The sequence below is a fragment of the Comamonas sp. DB36 genome, from assembly GCF_057914905.1.
On sequence record NZ_CP196631.1, the window covers coordinates 675,061 to 691,523 of the forward strand.

Genomic DNA, 16,463 nt, shown 5'->3' on the forward strand with positions numbered 1-16,463 from the left:
AGAGACATACCGTGCCCCAGATCATTTCGCGCAAACAATTCCTGCGTTCGGCCGCGCTGCTCGGCGCCGCCATGGTGCTGCCCGCCGCGGCCATGGCCGACAGCTTTCCCAGCCGGCCGATCAAGCTGGTGGTGCCTTTCGCTCCGGGCGGCAATACCGACGTGGTGGCGCGACTGGTGGCCCAGGGTCTGACGGAATCGCTGGGCCAGCCGGTGATCGTCGAAAACATCGCGGGCGCGAACGGCTCGATTGGCGCCAGCCGCGTCGCGACTTCGCCCAATGACGGCTATACGCTGCTGTTCGGCACCGCGGGCACGCAGGCCATCAATCCCAGCCTCTACAAGAACCAGAGCGAGAAGACGCTGGACGATTTCGAGTACATCGCGCTGGTCACCTCCATTCCCAACGTGCTCGTGGTGAACGAGACCAAGACGCCCGTGAAGACCGTGGCCGAACTCGTGGCCCATGCGAAGGAGCGCCGCTCCGGCATGAGCTACGGCTCGCCGGGAACGGGCTCGACCGTGCATCTGTCGGGCGAGCTGTTCAAGAGCGCGGCCAAGCTCGATCTGGTGCATGTGCCGTACAAGGGCAGCGCGCCCGCGCTGACCGATCTCATCGGCGGCCAGATCGACCTGATCTTCGAGAACATCACGCCCGCGCTGCCTTTCATCCAGGGCAACCGGCTCAAGGCGCTGGCCGTGACCTCGGCCGAGCGCCTGCCGCTGCTGCCCAACGTGCCCACAATGAAGGAAAGCGGCTTCCCCGCGTTCGTCACCGCGACCTGGAACGGCGTGCTCGCGCCCAAGGGCACGCCAAAGGTCGTCGTGCAGAAGGTCGAAGCCGCGCTGCTCAAGGTGGCCGCCAGTGCCGACTTCAAGGCGCGCGTCGCGGCCCTGGGCGGCGAGCCGCGCCAGCTGGGCTCCACGGCGTTCCGTGACTTCGCGCGCAGCGAGTTCAAGCACTGGGGCGGCATCATCCAGGCCGCCAAGCTGGAAAAACAATGAGCCAACAGCCTCCTGAAATGCCCAGTGCACTGATCCCTGCGCTGGCCGCCATCGTCGGCGCCAGCCATGTGCTGACCGGCGACGACCTGGCCAGCTACGAGCAGGATTGGCGCGGCCGCGCCAAGGGCCAGGCGCTGTGCGTGGTGCGTCCCGGCACGACCGGGGAAGTCGCGCGGGTCGTGCAGGCCTGCGCGGCGGCGCGCGTGTCCATCGTGCCCCAGGGCGGCAACACCGGCCTGGTCGCGGGCTCGGTGCCCGACGCGTCGGGCGGCCAGGTGGTGCTGAGCCTGCGCCGCATGGCCGCGCTGCGTGCCATCGACCCGCAGAACATGACGATCACCGTCGAGGCCGGTTTCGTGCTGCAGGCGCTGCAGGAAACCGCTGATGAAGCCGGCTTTCTGTTCCCGCTGAGCCTGGGCGCCGAAGGCAGCTGCACCATAGGCGGCAACCTGGCGACCAATGCGGGCGGCACCCAGGTGGTGCGCTACGGCAACGCGCGCGAACTGTGCCTGGGCCTGGAAGTGGTCACGGCGCAGGGCGAAGTCTGGGACGGGCTCTCGGGCCTGCGCAAGGACAACACCGGCTACGACCTGCGCGACCTGTATGTGGGCAGCGAAGGCACGCTGGGCGTGATCACGGCAGCGACGCTGCGGCTGTATCCCAAGCCCGCGGCCCAGCTCACGGCCTGGGTCGCCGTGCCTTCGCTCGAACATGCCTGCGAGCTGCTGGGCATGGCGCATCAGCATCTGGCTGCGGGCCTCACGGGCTTCGAAGTGATGAACCAGTTCGCGCTGGGCCTGGTCGACAAGCATTACCCGCATCTGCGCGTGCCGATGTGGCAGCAGACGCCCTGGTGCGTGCTGATCGAAGTCTCGGATGCGGAGTCCGAAGCGCATGCGCGCGGGCTGTTCGAGCGCATGCTCGAAGCCGCGCTGGAGCAGGGCGTGATCGCCGATGCCATCGTTGCCGAGAACATGCGCCAGGCACATGACCTGTGGCATATCCGCGAAAGCATCACGCTGGCACAGGTCGAAGAGGGCTTCAACGTCAAGCACGACATCTCGATTCCCATCTCGCTGATCCCCGAGTTCGTGCGCGACGCCGACGCCGCGCTGGCCGCGGCCTTCGAGGGCATACGTTTCGTCAACTTCGGCCATCTGGGCGACGGCAACCTGCACTACAACATCCAGTCGCCGGCGGGCGTCGATGCCAAGGCTTTCGTGGCCCGGCATGAAGAGCAGATCAGCGCCATCGTCTACGACACGGTGAGCAAATACCGCGGCTCGATCTCTGCCGAGCACGGCATAGGCGAGCTCAAGCTGCACAAGCTGCCCCAGCACAAGTCGGCAACGGCGCTGGCGCTGATGCACACCATCAAGAACGCGCTCGATCCTCTCAATACCCTGAACCCGGGCCGCGTGCTGCAAGCCTGAACTGCCTTGAACTCTCCGACCACCATGTCCTCTTTCGTGAATTCCGACCAGATCCGCGATCTGTTTTCCCAATCCATGTCGGCGATGTACCGCCAGGAAGTGCCGCAATACGGCACCCTGCTCGAACTGGTCGCCGACATCAACCGCGCCACGCTGGAGCGCAACCCCGAACTGCGCCAGCAGCTGCAGGAGGCGGGCGAACTGGACCGCATCGACGTCGAGCGCCATGGTGCGATCCGCCTGGGAACGCCTGAGGAACTGGCGACCATGCGGCGCGTGTTCCGCGTGATGGGAATGCACCCCGTCGGTTATTACGATCTGTCGGTGGCCGGCGTGCCCGTGCATGCGACGGCGTTCCGCCCCGTCGACGACGCTGCGCTGCGCATCAACCCGTTTCGCGTCTTCACCTCGCTGCTGCGCCTCGAGCTGATCGCCGACCCCGCGCTGCGCGCCCAGGCCCAGGAAATCCTGGCCCAACGCCGCATCTTCACGCCGCGTGCGCTGGAGCTGACGCGGCAATGCGAGCTTGAGGGCGGGCTCGATGCCGAGCAGGCGGCCGAGTTCGTGCACGAAGCCACGCAGACTTTCCGCTGGCACAGCGAAGCCACGGTGAGCCATGACACCCACCAGCGGCTGCTGGCGGCACACCGGCTGATCGCCGATGTGGTGTCGTTCAAGGGCCCGCACATCAACCATCTGACGCCACGCACGCTGGACATCGACGCCGCCCAGGCCGAGATGCCGCGCCGCGGCGTGGCCGCCAAGGATGTGGTCGAAGGCCCGCCGCGCCGCCGCCACCCCATCCTGCTGCGCCAGACCAGCTTCAAGGCGCTGGAAGAAGCCATCGTGTTCGCTGGCGACGGCGCTGCCGGCGCGCACACTGCGCGCTTTGGCGAGATCGAGCAGCGCGGCGCGGCGCTCACGGCCGCCGGCCGGGCGCTCTACGACCGCCTGCTGGGCCAGGTGCGCTCCATGGGCAATGCGGGTAGCACGGGCAATGACTATGAAGCCCGGCTCACGGCAGTGTTCGCTGAATTTCCCGATGACCTCGAAGCCATGCGCGAACAGCAGCTGGCGTTCTTCCGTTACGCCGTGCGCGACCCGGCGGCCTTGGCCCGGGCCGCGGCCAGCGGCGCGGGCTTCGATCTCGCAGCGCTGCTGCGCGAACATATCGTCCAAGCCCGCCCCATCATCTATGAAGACTTCCTGCCCGTGAGCGCAGCCGGCATCTTCCAGTCGAATCTCGGCGGCGCCGAGCAGAAGAGCTATGCGGCGAATGCGGCCAAGGAACTGTTCGAGGCCGCGCTGCAAGCCCCGGTAGCCGACGAAATTGCGCTGTATGCGCAAAGCCAGCAGGCATCCATCGATGCCGTGCGCAGCGCCTATGAGGCGCTGCAGCCCGCATAAACCGCAAAGCGCGCGAGCAGCGAGGCCGCGTCGGGCGTGGGCCCGGCCTGCGCGGGCGCGCTCTTGAGGTGGGCGATGTAGCCCTGCATGGCCTGGGCGTTGAATTCCGGATGGAACTGCACGCCCCAGCAAGCCGCGCCCATGCGAAACGCATGCACGCCTTCATGGGCATTGCGCGCCAGCAGCACGGCGCCGGGCGGTGGCTGCAGCACGCTCTGGTAGTGCACGGCGTTGGCGGCAAAGGCCGGCGGCAGCGCGTGCCACAGCGGATCGGCGGCGGCGGCCGGAGTAGCTTCTACCGTCACCGTGCCCAGCTCCAGCCCCCGCGGATTGGGACCGACCACGCCGCCCAGCGCATGGCCCAGCAGCTGGTGGCCAAAGCAGATGCCCAGCACGGGCACGCCACGGTCGACGGCGGCACGCAGCCAGGCGGCGCAGGCCTGCATCCAGGGCAGCTCATCAGTCACCATCGCATGCGAGCCGGTGATCACAATGCCCGCGACCTGCGACCAGTGCGGCCAATGAAATTGCGGCGCTGCGGCCTGATCTGCCTGCAGCACCTGCAACGGGCATTGCAGCGGGCCCAGGCCGGTTCGCACCCAGTCTTCGAAGTCGCCCTGTGCAGGCACCAGTTCGGGTAGCGTGCTGCCGGTCTTGAGAATCCACAGCGCCGCGGTGCGCTCGGGTGAAAAGTCAGCAGTAGTCATGGCAGGCATTTTGCAAGTTCCATGCCCGGCGTCGGAATACAAAAAGGATCCCGCAGGACCCTTTGTCAGAGCGTCAACAGCCCTGCGGCTCAACCAGGAGCGCGTCAGCGTTGCTGCTGCTGTTTGTTGGAAGAAGGATTGGACTGCTGCTGTTGCCCCGTGGATGAGGTCTTGCTGCCCGGCTGCTGGTTTTGGCCGCTTTGCTGTTCATGCTGCTTTTGCATCTTGTCAGCAGGATTGGCCTGGTTTTGATTCTTTTGGTTGCTGTCTTGGTTGTGTTGCTGAACCATAGTCATATCTCCAAAAAGTGAAAAAACCGCTGACTGCGAATCAATCAGCGCCACTCCATGGTGCCCCCCTGGAAAACCCTTGGGTGTAGGACTTCGCCCCCCCGGCGCGGTTTTTGGTTAGCGTTTGAAACCCGTGTTTCCTCGGGTTGAATCAAGCGCGTCGAACGCTTGCGTTCGGCTTCCGTTGCACGCGCTTTATTGCGCTTGCAAGGCCAGGTTTTGCAGCGCCTGGCCAGTGAGCCGGTAGCGTATCCATTCGTTCTGCGGCTCGGCACCCAGGCTGTCGTAGAACGCGATAGACGGCGCGTTCCAGTCGAGAACGCTCCATTCGAAGCGCCCGCAGTCGCGCTCGACGGCGATGCGCGCGAGGTGGGCCAGCAAGGCCTTGCCCGCGCCCTGGCCGCGGCTGTCGGGCGAGACATAGAGGTCTTCGAGATACAGGCCGTGACGGCCCTGCCAGGTCGAATAGTTGAAGAAATACACGGCAAAGCCCAGCGGCTGGTCGCCGTTCATGCACATCAGGCCGTAGACCGCAGGCTGCGCGCAAAACAGCGTGCGGTGCACATGCTCGGGCGTGGCCAGCACTTCGTGCTCGGCATTCTCATAGATCGCCAGATCGCGGATGAAGCGCAGGATCTGTTCGGTATCGGCAATGGTGGCGGGGCGGATCAGCAAATCGGACATGTCTACGGAATCAGTGGGGCAAAGGGGCGGAGCAGGTGTTTTCCAGGCAGCGCTGGATCACATGGAAATGGTCTTCGAAGAAACAGGTTTCGAGCTGCGCCAGCTGCGCCAGCGGCACCCAGCGCGCGAGCGCGGCGTCGTCGTCGCCCTGCACGGCCGGCAGCTGCGCACGCTCGCCCAGATCGAACACATGCACATGGGTGATGGTGCGCCCGCGCAGGCTGCGGTCGGGGTGGTCGAACACCTGCACGCCCTGCAGCGCGGCTTCCAGGGTCGCGGCATCGAGCGCGCAGCCGGTTTCCTCGCGCAACTCGCGCAGGCAGGATTGCCAGAGGCTGTCGCGCGGCTCGACAAAGCCGCCGGGCAGCGCCCACAGGCCCTTGCCCGGCGCCTGGCCGCGCTCTATCAGCAGCAGATGGCTGTTGCACAGCAGCAGCGCATCGACGGTGACGAACACCGGCGGGTAGGGCGCGCCGGCCCAGGCTTCGCGGTACTTGCGCAGCATCGCGGCTTCGAGCTGCATGGCGCTGTAGTCGGGCGTGTCCATCCAGGACCGCAGGAAGTCGAGCACCGGCGCGGGCACCTGCGGCGCGAGCGCCGCCAGCACTTCGGCGCGCGGTGCGGCGTCCGCATTCCAGTAAATTTCCCGCAGCGGCGTGGCGTCAAACGCGCCCAGTCGCGGCAGGCTCAGCAGCTGCCAGCCGGGAAAGCTCTGCAGGTAGCTGCTGCTGCTGTCCTTGAAGTGACCGACCAGCGCCACGGCGGCGCCCGGCGGCACCAGCGCCTGCACGCCGCTGCGCACGGCTTCGACCCAGCGCGCTTCGTTGTAATGGTCACGCACGGGAATGCAGTGCACGCGCGCGCGCTCGGCCGGCGCCAGGCAGGCCTGCACCATGGCCGCGCGCTCCTGCCAGGTGAACGGGTTCTTGGGGCTGCGCGCCTGGTGGGCGCTGCCCAGCACCACCACCACCTGCTGCGCCTGCTGCAGCGCCGCCTGCAGCAGCGCCATATGGCCGTTGTGCCAGGGCTGGAAACGCCCGATCAGCACGGCGGTGTGCGGCGGCGAACGGTCTGTATCGGGGGAAAGGGCCATGCTTGTCTCTTCGGGTGCGGACGCGCCGCAATCCGCCATTTTCGGCCAAAAACACGCGCGCGCCGCGGCGCTTCAGGGGTAGTGTGCGGCGATAGGCATCTGGCGGCCCGTGCCGAACGCGCGCGGACGCACCCGCAGTATGGGCGGCGCCTGGCGGCGCTTGTACTCGCTGCGGTAGATCATGCGCTGCACCTTGTCGACCAGCGCCGGTCCTTCGGGCTGCAGCAGCAGCGCGTCGACGAACTGGCGCGCGCTGGCGTATTCGAGGCCGGGCAGGTGCGCGCCTTCGATCAGCAGCTTGAGGATTTCATCGAGCACGGCATAGGGCGGCAGGCTGTCCTCGTCCTTCTGGTCGGGAGCGAGCTCGGCCGACGGCGGCTTATCGATGATGACCTGCGGAATCAGCTCGCGTCCGGCCGTCGCGTTGATGTGGCGCGACAGCGCGAAGACTTCGGTCTTGTAGATGTCGCCCAGCAGCCCCAGGCCGCCGTTGGTGTCGCCGTAGAGCGTGCAATAGCCGACCGAGACTTCGGACTTGTTGCCGGTGGTCAGCAGCAGGTGGCCGAAGGCATTCGAATGCTCCATCAGGATGGTGCCGCGGATGCGCGCCTGCAGATTCTCCAGCGGCAGACCCTGCAGCGGCTGGCCGAAGCTGCGCGCAAAGCCCTGGGCGTAGCCGTCGACGAGTGCGCCTATCGGGTGCTGGTGCAGCGTGATGCCCAGGTTGGCGCACAGCGCCACCGAGTCGTCGACCGAGCCCGCCGAGGAAAAGCCCGAAGGCATGGTCACGCCGACGACATTCTCCGCGCCCAGCGCCTCCACCGCCAGCGCCAGCGTCAGCGCGCTGTCTATGCCGCCCGAGCTGCCGACCACGGCCTGGGAAAAGCCGCAGCGGCGCGCATAGTCGCGCAGGCCCAGCACGATCTGCTGGCGGTAGAACTCCATTGTCGGCAGGCCTTGGGCCGGCACGGCCGGCAGCGCGGCGCCATCGGCGCGGCCGAAACGGCCGTTTTCAAAGACCAGCGTGTTCACGCATTCGCAAAAGCGCGGCGCTTCCAGCACCACGCCGCGCTCGGGCTCGACGGCAAACGAAGCGCCGTCAAACACGATCTGGTCCTGGCCGCCGATCTGGTTGACGTAGAGCAGCGGCAGCGCGTGGCGGCTGGCCGCGGCGCTGAAGACCTGGTGGCGCTGCTCGCGCTTGCCCAGATGGCTGGGGCTGGCGTTGATGCTGACCACCAGGTCGGGCGCAGCATCGGCCATGCGCCGGAAAGGATTGGTCGCGTAGTCGGCGCCGCTGTCGTTCCAGCCGTCCTCGCAGATCAGGAAGCCGACCTGCGACTGGCCAATGCGCAACACCTTGGCCACATCGGGGCCGGGCTCGAAATGCCGGCGTTCGTCAAAGATGTTGTAGGTCGGCAGCAGCTGCTTGTCGTACTGCAGGCGCAGCTTGCCGCCCTGCAGCACCAGCAGGCTGTTGTGCAGCGGCTTGCCCGGGCCCGCGGCGCGCGTCGGCGCGCCGACCACCCAGTGCAGATCGGGATACTCTGCCGAAGCGCTGCGCAGGGCTTCCAGGCCCTCCTGCACGCGCTGCATGAACGTCGGCTCGTCCAGCAGGTCGCTGGGGTAGTAGCCGCTGAGCGAGAGTTCGCTGAACACCACCATGTCGGCCTGCTCGGCATGGGCCTGGCGCGCGGCGGCACGCATGCGCTCTACGTTGCCGGCGATGTCGCCAACGGTGTAATTGAGTTGGGCCAGCGTGATGCGCAGCATGGAAGCTCCTTGATGTCAGTGGGAAAGGGGCTCGGGGTCGGGAATGTCGAACACCTGGCGCAGATAGGCCAGATAGGTCTCGTCGGTGCACAGCGTCTTGCCCGGGCTGTCCGAAATCTTGGCCACGGGCTGGCCGTTGGCATGGGTCAGCTTCATCACGATGTTCAGCGGCGTCAGTCCCATGTCGTTGGTCAGGCGCGTGCCTATGCCGAAGCCCAGCTGGATGCGGTCGGCAAAGCGGTGGTACAGCTGCAGCGCGCTGTCGAGGTTCAGTCCGTCGGAGAACACCAGGCGCTTGCTGTGGGCGTCTATGCGCAGGCGCTGGTAGTGGGCCAGCGCCTTCTCGCCCCAGGCAAACGGGTCGCCCGAGTCATGGCGCAGGCCGTCAAACAGCTTGGCGAAGTACAGGTCGAAGTCGTGCAGGAAAGCGTTCATGCCCACGGTGTCCGTGAGGGCGATGCCCAGGTCGCCGCGGTATTCCTGTACCCAGTCCTCGAGCGCGGCGTTCTGGAAGTCGCGCAGGCGCACGCCCAGCGCCTGGTAGCTTTGCATGTACTCATGGGCCATGGTGCCTATGGGCACGATCTGCAGGTCGCGCGCCAGCAGCACGTTGGACGTGCCCTTGAACCATTGCGGCGTCTCGGTCGCGAAGCGCTGCACGACTTCGCGCTGCCAGGCGCCCGAGAAACGCCGGCGCACGCCGAAGTCGAACATTTCGAACGGATGGCGGCGCTGGGCCGCGCCGGCCAGCGCCTTGAGCTGCTCGACCTTGTGGGTGAGCCGCACGCGGCCTTCGCGCAGCGCGGCTGCGGCGTCGAAGCGGCGGAAGTACAACTCGTTGACGATGGCCAGCACATAGATCTCGAAGCCCATCACATGCACCTGCGGGCCGTGGGCGACGATCTGCAGCGTATCGCCTTCGGCGCGCGCTTCGATGAACGCGCGCTGGAAGCGGAAGATGCGCAGGAAGTCGATGAAGTCGCTCTTGATGAAGCGCAGCGAGCCTATGTAGTCGAGTTCGTCCGGCGCAAACGACAGCGCGCACAGCGCATCGAGTTCGCGTTCGACTTCGGGCAACAGCTCGCTCAGCGGGTACTCCGGCGTGTTGCGGCAGACGAATTCATAGCGCGCCTGGGTCTGCGGATGGCGGTGCAGCATCGCCTGCCACATGGTGAACTTGTAGAGGTCGGTGTCGAGCAGGCTGGAAATGATGGGCGGCATGGTGCAGGCAGGGCGTTCAGTCGGTCAATGTCAGGGTGTCGCTGGTGGCGAATTGCACGCCTCGGGCGCGCATGGCGGTGAAGAACTCCTGCTCGGCCGACTCGAAGCCCGCGACCGGGCCCATGCAGTCGGTCAGCAGCAGCAGGCGCTGGGCATGACCTTCGGGCAGGTATTGCACCAGGTGTTCGACGGTGGCGCGCACGCAGTGGCTGCTGGCTTCGCCCGCGATCACCAGCAGGTCGGCCCGGGCCAGGCGTTCCAGCAGCACGCTGTTGAGCGCCGTGCCCGGGTCGGTGGGGTCGACGACTTCGGCCATCAGCGCGCTGTAGTGTTCGGTCCAGGGGTTCATTCCCTTGAACACGCTGCAGACCGCGCGCTGGCGCTGCATCTGCCAGGCCGCGCAGGCGTCCAGCAGTTCGGCATGCAGGCCATGGCCCCAGCTGCCGATTTCGCAGTGCACGGGCCAGACGATCAGCGTATGCCGGCCCTGGCTTTCAAGCGCATCGAGATAGGCCAGCGCGAGCGCGAGGTGCAGGGGCTCGCGCGGAATGAATTCAGCGCTGCGCACCTGCTGTGCGGAAATGGCAGTGAAGGGCGCGACCGGCTGGCCATCGGCCTGCTGCCAGAAAACGGGGTGGGCGATGTCGAAACGCTGATGGGAGTCGAGCGTGACCGTGATTTCATCGATATGCGCGGCCTGCGTGCGCACCCAGTGCGCGAGGCGCTGCATGTGGCGATGGGCGCCGGCCACGGGAAGGCTGGGTGCAGTTGTGCCGCGCGTCGGATGGACAGGCCACCAGTCTGCGGGCACATCGCAAAAGTCATTCTGCGGGTCTATGGCCAGCAGCTGGATGGAACGCGTCATGGAGCCAGTGTAGACGCGCTGTCGCCACGCCGCCGCGTTGACCTGGGCAGCGGCGCGGCGAATCGGCGGGAGACGGCGATTACTTGAGCGCCTTGCGAGCCGCGCCCACGCCCAGCACGGCAAGCACCACGAAGATCACGGCCAGCACCAGGAAGACGATGAACAGCAGCTTGGCAATGCCTGCCGCGCCTGCGGCCACGCCGGTGAAGCCCAGGGCGCCGGCCAGCAGCGAGATGACGGCGAAGATGATGGCGTATTTGAGCATGGTGTTTTCCTTGGAAGCTGAGGGCGTCGGTCAATGCGCCGACGAGCAGTTGCTACGTTAGCGTTTGCAACCGGGCTCGGCTGTGGGCCGGACAGCGCTGCTGGCGTAGGAACAAACCTGCGTCGCCCGCCAAAGAAAAAGGCCTGCACGCTGGCAGGCCTCGGGGCTTAGAACGGACAATGCCCGTTGTCCAAGTTAACGCAAGCCGGCAGCGGCGCGCAGCAAAGCGGCCTTGTCGGTCTTTTCCCAGGTGAATTCGGGCTCTTCGCGGCCGAAGTGGCCGTAGGCCGCGGTCTTGCTGTAGATCGGGCGCAGCAGGTCGAGCATCTGGATGATGCCCTTGGGACGCAGGTCGAAATGTTCGGCCACGAGCTTGGCGATCTGGTCGTCGGGAATCACGCCCGTGCCTTCGGTGTAGACCGTGATGTTCATCGGGCGCGCGACGCCGATCGCGTAGGCGACCTGGATCTGGCACTGGCGCGCCAGCCCTGCGGCGACGATGTTCTTGGCCACGTAGCGCGCGGCGTAGGCGGCCGAGCGGTCGACCTTGGTTGGATCCTTGCCCGAGAACGCACCGCCGCCATGGGGGCAGGCGCCGCCGTAGGTGTCGACGATGATCTTGCGGCCGGTCAGGCCGCAATCGCCTTGCGGGCCACCGACCACGAAGCGGCCCGTGGGGTTGATCAGGTACTTGGTGTCCTGCAGCCACTCGTTGGGCAGCACGGGCTTGATGATTTCCTCAATTATGGCTTCGGTGAAGCTGGCCTTCATCTTGGTCGCGGTTTCCGACTGGTCGGGGCTGTGCTGGGTCGACAGCACCACGGTGTCTATGCTGTGCGGCTTGCCGTCGACATAGCGCATGGTCACCTGGCTCTTGGCGTCGGGGCGCAGGAACGGCAGGCGGCCGTCCTTGCGCAGCTGCGCCTGGCGCTCGACCAGACGGTGGGCGTAATAGATGGGCGCGGGCATCAGCTCGGGCGTTTCATCGCAGGCATAGCCGAACATCAGGCCCTGGTCGCCGGCGCCCGTGTTGAGTTCGTCGTCGCTGGCCTTGTCCACGCCCTGGGCGATGTCCTGGCTCTGCTTGTCATAGGCCACGAGCACGGCGCAGCCCTTGTAGTCGATGCCGTATTCGGTGTTGTCGTAGCCGATGCGCTTGATGGTGTCGCGCGCGACCTGGATGTAGTCGACATTCGCGCCGGTGGTGATTTCACCCGCCAGAACCACCAGGCCGGTGTTGGTCAGCGTCTCGGCTGCCACACGCGAGTGGGGGTCTTGGGTGAAAATGGCATCCAGGATCGCATCGGAGATCTGGTCGGCCACCTTGTCGGGGTGTCCTTCAGAGACAGATTCCGAAGTGAAAAGAAAATCGTTCGCCATTGAATAAACTCCTGTGTTCCAGCATTTGAGGCGTTGCCCAAGCTGACGGAGCCCGGCGAACGCTTTAGCAGAATTTTTTTACGTCGCCCTGCAAGTTGCTCATTTAACTCAGCGACCTTTCTATTTTAATGCCAAGCCTGTTCCACTTGTTCTCGTTGCTGCCTTTATGGCTTTTGCATGGTGTCGGTGCCGCCCTGGGGTGGCTGGTATTCCTGGTTTCCGGCACCTACCGCCGGCGCTTCCTGCAGAACGTGCATCAGGCGGGCTACCGCTTTGCCGATGTGCGCGCTGCCGTGGGCCATGCGGGCCGCATGGTCGCCGAGCTGCCGCGCATGTGGCTGCGCTCCGAACCCCCGGCCTGCGAAATGGTCGAGCCCGAGCGCGTGGAGCAGGCCTGGGCCAGGGGCCGCGGTCTGGTTTTCCTCACGCCGCATCTGGGCTGCTTCGAGCTGTCGGTGCAGGCCGCGGCGCGCCGCTGGAGCGCCGAGCGCGGCCCCATCACCATTCTTTACCGGCCCGCGCGCCAGGCCTGGCTGGCCCAGGTGATGGAAACCGCGCGCAACCGGCCCGGCGTGCAGGCCGTGCCGACCGCGCTGGCGGGCGTGCGCCAGATGATCAAGGCGTTGCGCCGTGGCGAAGCCGTAGGCCTGCTGCCCGACCAGGTGCCGCCTGATGGACAGGGCCTGTGGTCGCCGTTTTTCGGCCGTGACGCCTACACCATGACCCTGGCGGCGCGGCTGGTGCAGCAGACCGGTGCCAGCGTGATCATCGCCCGCTGCGAGCGCAAGTCCTGGGGCCGCGGCTATACGCTGTATTTTGAGGAGTTGCCCTTGCCTTTGTCAGATTCGTTGGAGACCGCTGTGCTGCAGCTCAACCAGGCCATGGAGCAGACCATTCGCCAATGCCCGTCGCAATACCTCTGGGGCTATGCACGCTACAAGAAACCCCGGGCCGAGCAGTCCGCCGCCGCGCAGGTGGCTCCATGAGCGCGCGCTTCGGTGTCTGGCTGATGGGCGCGCTGGGGCGTCTGCCGCTGCGCTGGCTGCGCGCGCTCGGCTGGCTGCTGGGCCGCGTGCTGTTCGTGGTCGCCGTACCGCGGCGCAAGATCGCCTTGCGCAATCTGGAGCTCTGTTTTCCGCATCTATCGCTTGCCGAGCGCCAGGCGCTGGCCCGGCGCAATTTCGTGGTGTTCTGCCAGACCTGGCTGGACCGGGGCTGGCTCTGGTCGGCGCCCGAGGCCGTGGTGCGCTCGCGCGTGAAGCTCGAAGGCGCGCTGCATGAACTCGAAGGCGATACGCCGACCATCGTCTTCGCGCCGCATTTCTACAGCATGGACGCGGGCGGGCTCACGCTGCCGCTCAACACCACGCGCGCGTTCACCTCGATCTTTTCGACCCATCCCAATCCGACCATAGACGACTGGTTCATGGGCGGGCGCCAGCGCTTTGGCGACGTGCGCATGCTCAACCGCGCCGACGGCGTCAAGCCCATCATCTCGAGCCTGCGCCAGGGCGGGCTGCTGTATCTGCTGCCCGACATGGATTTCGGCAAGAACGACTCGGTGTTCGTGCCGTTCTACGGCGTCACGGCCGCGACCATCCCCTCGCTGTCGCGCTTTGCGCGCCTGGGCCGGGCCAAGGTCATAGGCATGTATACGCGGCTCACGCCCGAAGGCTATGTGGCGCAGATCACGCCGGCCTGGGAAGACTTTCCGACCGCGGATGCAGTCGCCGACACCGCGCGCATGAATCGCGAGCTCGAGAAGTGGATAGACACCATGCCCGAGCAGTACTACTGGGTCCACAAGCGCTTCAAGACCCGGCCCGAGGGCGAGCCTTCGCTGTACAGCTAGCGTTTCTACGCCGCAAGGCGGTGCTCGTCGAACTGCTGCTGCACGAAATGCTCGAGCTCGTCGATCACGCGCGCCGGGCGTTCGTGCACCACCCAGTGCGAGGTGTTGCGCAGGTGCTGGATCTGCAGCCGCGGCACCCATTCTTCCAGCCCGTCCAGAAGTCCCGGGCGCAGCGCCGGGTCGCTCATGCCCCACAGCACCAGCGTGGGCACATCGACGCGCAGTGCGGAATCGGGCAGTTGCAGGTGTGCGAGATGGTCGGGCTCGCCCGGTGCCGGCGGATAGAGCGGGCTGGCACCGTAGTAATGGCAGGCGCCCTGCATGCCGCGCGACCAATGCTTGCGGTAGCGGGCCTGCAGCGCGGGCGTGAGCCAGGCGGGCAGCCGGCCATCGGGTTGGGCGAAAAAGCCGAACGCGCGCCGGTAGTCGTGCTCGGCGAGCAGCGCGGGCGCGTCGGCGCGGCGCAGAAAGCGCATGTAATCGCTGGCCTGGCGTTGCTCTTCCTGTTCGCGCAGCTCGCGCAAAAACGCCCCCGCGTGGGGGGCGTTGAGCACCATGAGGCGTTCCATGCTGTCCGGATGCTGGCTGGCCACGCTCCAGGCCAGCGCGCCGCCCCAGTCGTGGGCGACCAGGCAGGCCAGCGGGGCATCGGGGCTTTCCAAGGCAATCAGTGCGCGGATGTCCTGCACCAGATGGCGTGCGTGGTAGGCCGTGACTTCGGTCGGGCTGCTCGACTTGCCGAAGCCGCGCAGATTCGGCGCGACGCAGCGAAAGCCGCCGTTTTCAGGCGCCGAGAAATGCGCCAGCAGCGCATCCCAGATGAATGCGCCTTCGGGAAAGCCGTGGAGGAACAGCAGCACCGGCCGGCCCGGCGTGCCCGCGGTGCGGCAGCGCAGGGTGGTGCCGTGGGGCAGGACATGGTCGCAAGTCTGGATCATGGAGCTACTCTCTCGGTAGCCTCCAGCCTTGGCTGAACCTGCTGGAAGCTAGTTGGCCTGGGGTTCGTCAGCGCTGTCCGACGCGGTGGACGGCGCTGCGGGCGTGGCTTCGTCCGGCGCCGTGGCGGGCACTTCCGGATGCGACCAACGCCATAGTAGCTGAGCCACATCGTCCACACCCTGTTTCTTGAGTGCCGAGAACAACATTGCCTCGCCGCCGCCGGCCTGCAGGCGCGCGATGGACAGCGCCTTGCTCTGCTCGGCGCGCGTGAGCTTGTCGGCCTTGGTCAGCAGGATCAGGAACTTCATTCCGTCTTCCACACGTGGGCGCACGGCTTCGAGCAGCGCCTCGTCGAGTTCGGTCAGGCCCAGGCGCGGATCGCACAACAGCACGATGCCGGTGAGGCTGCTGCGGGTAATCAGGTAGTTGACCATCACCTGTTGCCAGCGTATCTTGTCCGAGCGCGACACTGCGGCATAGCCGTAGCCCGGCAGATCGGCCAGCACCGCATCGGTGACGCCTTGGCGTCCCAGCGAGAACAGGTTGATGTGCTGCGTGCGGCCAGGTTTCTTGGATGCGAAAGCCAGCTGCTTTTGCTGCGTCAACGTGTTGATGCAGGTGGACTTACCGGCGTTGGAGCGGCCGACAAAGGCGATTTCCGGGACGTCGATAGCAGGCAGGTGGTGCAGTTGCGCGGCGGTGGTCAGAAAGCGCGCAGTGTGCATCCAACCCATGGCGAGCTTGCCATCGATAACGGGAGAAGGCTTGCCCGCAGCCGGTGCGGGAGATGAGTTCGTCATGGGGGGTATCTATGCTTTGGAGCCTCATTGTAGAATTGTGCGGTTCAGTGCACCTAACAACAGACCCTCGATATGAAGTTGCTCGCCTCTATGCTGATGGCTGCCTTTCTGGCAGCACCAATTCTCCCGGCCGTTGCGGCAGGAGAAAAGCCTGCGGCGCCGCAGGCAAGCGCCAAGCTTGATCTTGCGCAAGGAGCCGCAAGGTATTCTGAAGTATGCGTAGCATGCCACGCAGCGGATGGCAACTCGACCATTGTGGCTAATCCTGTGCTGGCGCAGCAGCATCCCGAGTATCTCGTCAAGCAACTGCAGGACTTCAAAAGCGGCGTCCGCAAGGACGCCGTGATGCAGGGTTTCGCCTCCATGCTGTCCGACCAGGAAATGAAGAACATTGCGGGCTGGCTCGCAACGCAAAAGTCCAAGGGCGGTTTTGCCAAGGACAAGGAACTGGTCATGCTGGGCGAGCGCATCTTCCGCGGCGGCATCCAGGAGCGCAATATCGCGGCCTGCGTCGGCTGCCACAGCCCCAACGGCGCCGGTCTGCCTGTGCAGTACCCGCGCCTGGCCGGCCAGCACGCTGACTACACTATTAAACAACTGGTAGAGTTTCGGGACGGCAAGCGCGGCAACAGCCTGCCCATGACCCAGGTGGCGGCCAAGCTCAACGACCGTGAAATCAAGGCGGTTGCGGATTACATCGCCGGCCTGCGTTGATGCGTTGAACGGTTTCAGCGGGTTGTTGGCCAGGCG

General features: G+C 66.0%; 17 protein-coding genes. 6 read left to right on the forward strand and 11 right to left on the reverse strand.

Features of this window, described 5'->3' with window-relative positions:
- The first annotated feature begins 11 nt into the window (after positions 1-11).
- Genes ACSVDO_RS03185 through hglS form a run of 3 tightly spaced genes read left to right on the forward strand, consistent with a single transcriptional unit; the run spans position 12 to position 3,844 of the window.
- Positions 12-1,004 carry a Bug family tripartite tricarboxylate transporter substrate binding protein gene (locus tag ACSVDO_RS03185; RefSeq protein WP_489594872.1) on the forward strand — a complete coding sequence of 331 codons (993 nt, stop codon included), beginning with the start codon at positions 12-14 and terminating at the stop codon, positions 1,002-1,004.
- The gene (locus ACSVDO_RS03190; RefSeq protein ID WP_489594873.1) at positions 1,001-2,437 is read left to right on the forward strand and encodes an FAD-binding oxidoreductase; all 1,437 of its coding nucleotides are present in this window, start codon (positions 1,001-1,003) and stop codon (positions 2,435-2,437) included. Before ACSVDO_RS03185 ends, ACSVDO_RS03190 begins: the two co-directional genes overlap by 4 nt.
- Before the next feature lie 24 nt (positions 2,438-2,461).
- Positions 2,462-3,844, forward strand: a complete 1,383-nt coding sequence (gene hglS, locus ACSVDO_RS03195; RefSeq protein WP_489594874.1) for a 2-oxoadipate dioxygenase/decarboxylase HglS — start codon at positions 2,462-2,464, stop codon at positions 3,842-3,844.
- Here hglS and ACSVDO_RS03200 read toward each other — a convergent pair.
- The 9 genes from ACSVDO_RS03200 to metK all read right to left on the reverse strand — a co-directional run bounded on the left by ACSVDO_RS03200 (position 3,820) and on the right by metK (position 12,122).
- Entirely contained in the window at positions 3,820-4,551 is a 732-nt protein-coding gene (locus ACSVDO_RS03200) for a glutamine amidotransferase (RefSeq protein WP_489594875.1), read from the reverse strand. The genes hglS and ACSVDO_RS03200 overlap by 25 nt on opposite strands.
- Before the next feature lie 104 nt (positions 4,552-4,655).
- Entirely contained in the window at positions 4,656-4,841 is a 186-nt protein-coding gene (locus tag ACSVDO_RS03205; RefSeq protein ID WP_332534570.1) for a hypothetical protein, read from the reverse strand.
- A 195-nt stretch (positions 4,842-5,036) separates the two neighbouring features.
- Positions 5,037-5,525, reverse strand: a complete 489-nt coding sequence (locus ACSVDO_RS03210) for a GNAT family N-acetyltransferase (protein WP_332534569.1) — start codon at positions 5,523-5,525, stop codon at positions 5,037-5,039.
- Between the two features lie 10 nt (positions 5,526-5,535).
- Positions 5,536-6,618, reverse strand: coding sequence for a bifunctional nicotinamide-nucleotide adenylyltransferase/Nudix hydroxylase (locus ACSVDO_RS03215; protein ID WP_489594876.1), 1,083 nt, complete (start codon positions 6,616-6,618; stop codon positions 5,536-5,538).
- Positions 6,619-6,690: 72 nt separating this feature from the next.
- Positions 6,691-8,391: an NAD+ synthase gene (locus ACSVDO_RS03220; protein WP_489594877.1), complete on the reverse strand. Its 1,701-nt coding sequence runs from the start codon at positions 8,389-8,391 to the stop codon at positions 6,691-6,693.
- Between the two features lie 15 nt (positions 8,392-8,406).
- The gene (gene pncB, locus ACSVDO_RS03225) at positions 8,407-9,612 is read right to left on the reverse strand and encodes a nicotinate phosphoribosyltransferase (RefSeq protein ID WP_489594878.1); all 1,206 of its coding nucleotides are present in this window, start codon (positions 9,610-9,612) and stop codon (positions 8,407-8,409) included.
- Positions 9,613-9,628: 16 nt separating this feature from the next.
- The gene (locus tag ACSVDO_RS03230) at positions 9,629-10,477 is read right to left on the reverse strand and encodes a cysteine hydrolase family protein (protein WP_489594879.1); all 849 of its coding nucleotides are present in this window, start codon (positions 10,475-10,477) and stop codon (positions 9,629-9,631) included.
- A gap of 79 nt (positions 10,478-10,556) precedes the next feature.
- Positions 10,557-10,742 carry a DUF1328 domain-containing protein gene (locus ACSVDO_RS03235; RefSeq protein ID WP_159910842.1) on the reverse strand — a complete coding sequence of 62 codons (186 nt, stop codon included), beginning with the start codon at positions 10,740-10,742 and terminating at the stop codon, positions 10,557-10,559.
- Between the two features lie 195 nt (positions 10,743-10,937).
- Positions 10,938-12,122 (reverse strand): methionine adenosyltransferase, encoded by a 1,185-nt coding sequence (gene metK, locus ACSVDO_RS03240; RefSeq protein WP_332534560.1) that lies wholly within the window; start codon positions 12,120-12,122, stop codon positions 10,938-10,940.
- Between the two features lie 128 nt (positions 12,123-12,250).
- Here metK and ACSVDO_RS03245 point away from each other — a divergent pair, with 128 nt between their 5' ends.
- On the forward strand, positions 12,251-13,108 hold the full coding sequence (locus tag ACSVDO_RS03245; protein WP_489594880.1) for a lysophospholipid acyltransferase family protein: 858 nt from the start codon (positions 12,251-12,253) through the stop codon (positions 13,106-13,108).
- A complete protein-coding gene (locus tag ACSVDO_RS03250; RefSeq protein ID WP_332534556.1) occupies positions 13,105-13,974 on the forward strand; it encodes a lysophospholipid acyltransferase family protein in 870 nt (289 codons plus the stop codon). The genes ACSVDO_RS03245 and ACSVDO_RS03250 overlap by 4 nt, the downstream gene beginning before the upstream one ends.
- A gap of 5 nt (positions 13,975-13,979) precedes the next feature.
- On the opposite strand, the gene ACSVDO_RS03255 is transcribed toward ACSVDO_RS03250, so the two are convergent.
- Positions 13,980-14,912 (reverse strand): alpha/beta hydrolase, encoded by a 933-nt coding sequence (locus ACSVDO_RS03255; protein WP_332547986.1) that lies wholly within the window; start codon positions 14,910-14,912, stop codon positions 13,980-13,982.
- A gap of 48 nt (positions 14,913-14,960) precedes the next feature.
- A complete protein-coding gene (yihA, locus tag ACSVDO_RS03260) occupies positions 14,961-15,713 on the reverse strand; it encodes a ribosome biogenesis GTP-binding protein YihA/YsxC (protein ID WP_332534552.1) in 753 nt (250 codons plus the stop codon).
- A gap of 72 nt (positions 15,714-15,785) precedes the next feature.
- Here yihA and ACSVDO_RS03265 point away from each other — a divergent pair, with 72 nt between their 5' ends.
- The gene (locus ACSVDO_RS03265; protein ID WP_489594882.1) at positions 15,786-16,427 is read left to right on the forward strand and encodes a c-type cytochrome; all 642 of its coding nucleotides are present in this window, start codon (positions 15,786-15,788) and stop codon (positions 16,425-16,427) included.
- The last annotated feature ends 36 nt before the right edge of the window (positions 16,428-16,463 follow it).

Coding starts and splice junctions, on each gene's coding strand:
- ACSVDO_RS03200 (WP_489594875.1), bottom strand. CDS start 4,551: ATGACTACTGCTGACTTTTCACCCGAGCGCACCGCGGCGCTGTGGATT.
- ACSVDO_RS03210 (WP_332534569.1), bottom strand. CDS start 5,525: ATGTCCGATTTGCTGATCCGCCCCGCCACCATTGCCGATACCGAACAG.
- ACSVDO_RS03205 (WP_332534570.1), bottom strand. CDS start 4,841: ATGGTTCAGCAACACAACCAAGACAGCAACCAAAAGAATCAAAACCAG.
- yihA (WP_332534552.1), bottom strand. CDS start 15,713: ATGACGAACTCATCTCCCGCACCGGCTGCGGGCAAGCCTTCTCCCGTT.
- ACSVDO_RS03235 (WP_159910842.1), bottom strand. CDS start 10,742: ATGCTCAAATACGCCATCATCTTCGCCGTCATCTCGCTGCTGGCCGGC.
- pncB (WP_489594878.1), bottom strand. CDS start 9,612: ATGCCGCCCATCATTTCCAGCCTGCTCGACACCGACCTCTACAAGTTC.
- ACSVDO_RS03250 (WP_332534556.1), top strand. CDS start 13,105: ATGAGCGCGCGCTTCGGTGTCTGGCTGATGGGCGCGCTGGGGCGTCTG.
- ACSVDO_RS03255 (WP_332547986.1), bottom strand. CDS start 14,912: ATGATCCAGACTTGCGACCATGTCCTGCCCCACGGCACCACCCTGCGC.
- hglS (WP_489594874.1), top strand. CDS start 2,462: ATGTCCTCTTTCGTGAATTCCGACCAGATCCGCGATCTGTTTTCCCAA.
- ACSVDO_RS03265 (WP_489594882.1), top strand. CDS start 15,786: ATGAAGTTGCTCGCCTCTATGCTGATGGCTGCCTTTCTGGCAGCACCA.
- ACSVDO_RS03190 (WP_489594873.1), top strand. CDS start 1,001: ATGAGCCAACAGCCTCCTGAAATGCCCAGTGCACTGATCCCTGCGCTG.
- ACSVDO_RS03220 (WP_489594877.1), bottom strand. CDS start 8,391: ATGCTGCGCATCACGCTGGCCCAACTCAATTACACCGTTGGCGACATC.
- metK (WP_332534560.1), bottom strand. CDS start 12,122: ATGGCGAACGATTTTCTTTTCACTTCGGAATCTGTCTCTGAAGGACAC.
- ACSVDO_RS03245 (WP_489594880.1), top strand. CDS start 12,251: ATGCCAAGCCTGTTCCACTTGTTCTCGTTGCTGCCTTTATGGCTTTTG.
- ACSVDO_RS03215 (WP_489594876.1), bottom strand. CDS start 6,618: ATGGCCCTTTCCCCCGATACAGACCGTTCGCCGCCGCACACCGCCGTG.
- ACSVDO_RS03230 (WP_489594879.1), bottom strand. CDS start 10,477: ATGACGCGTTCCATCCAGCTGCTGGCCATAGACCCGCAGAATGACTTT.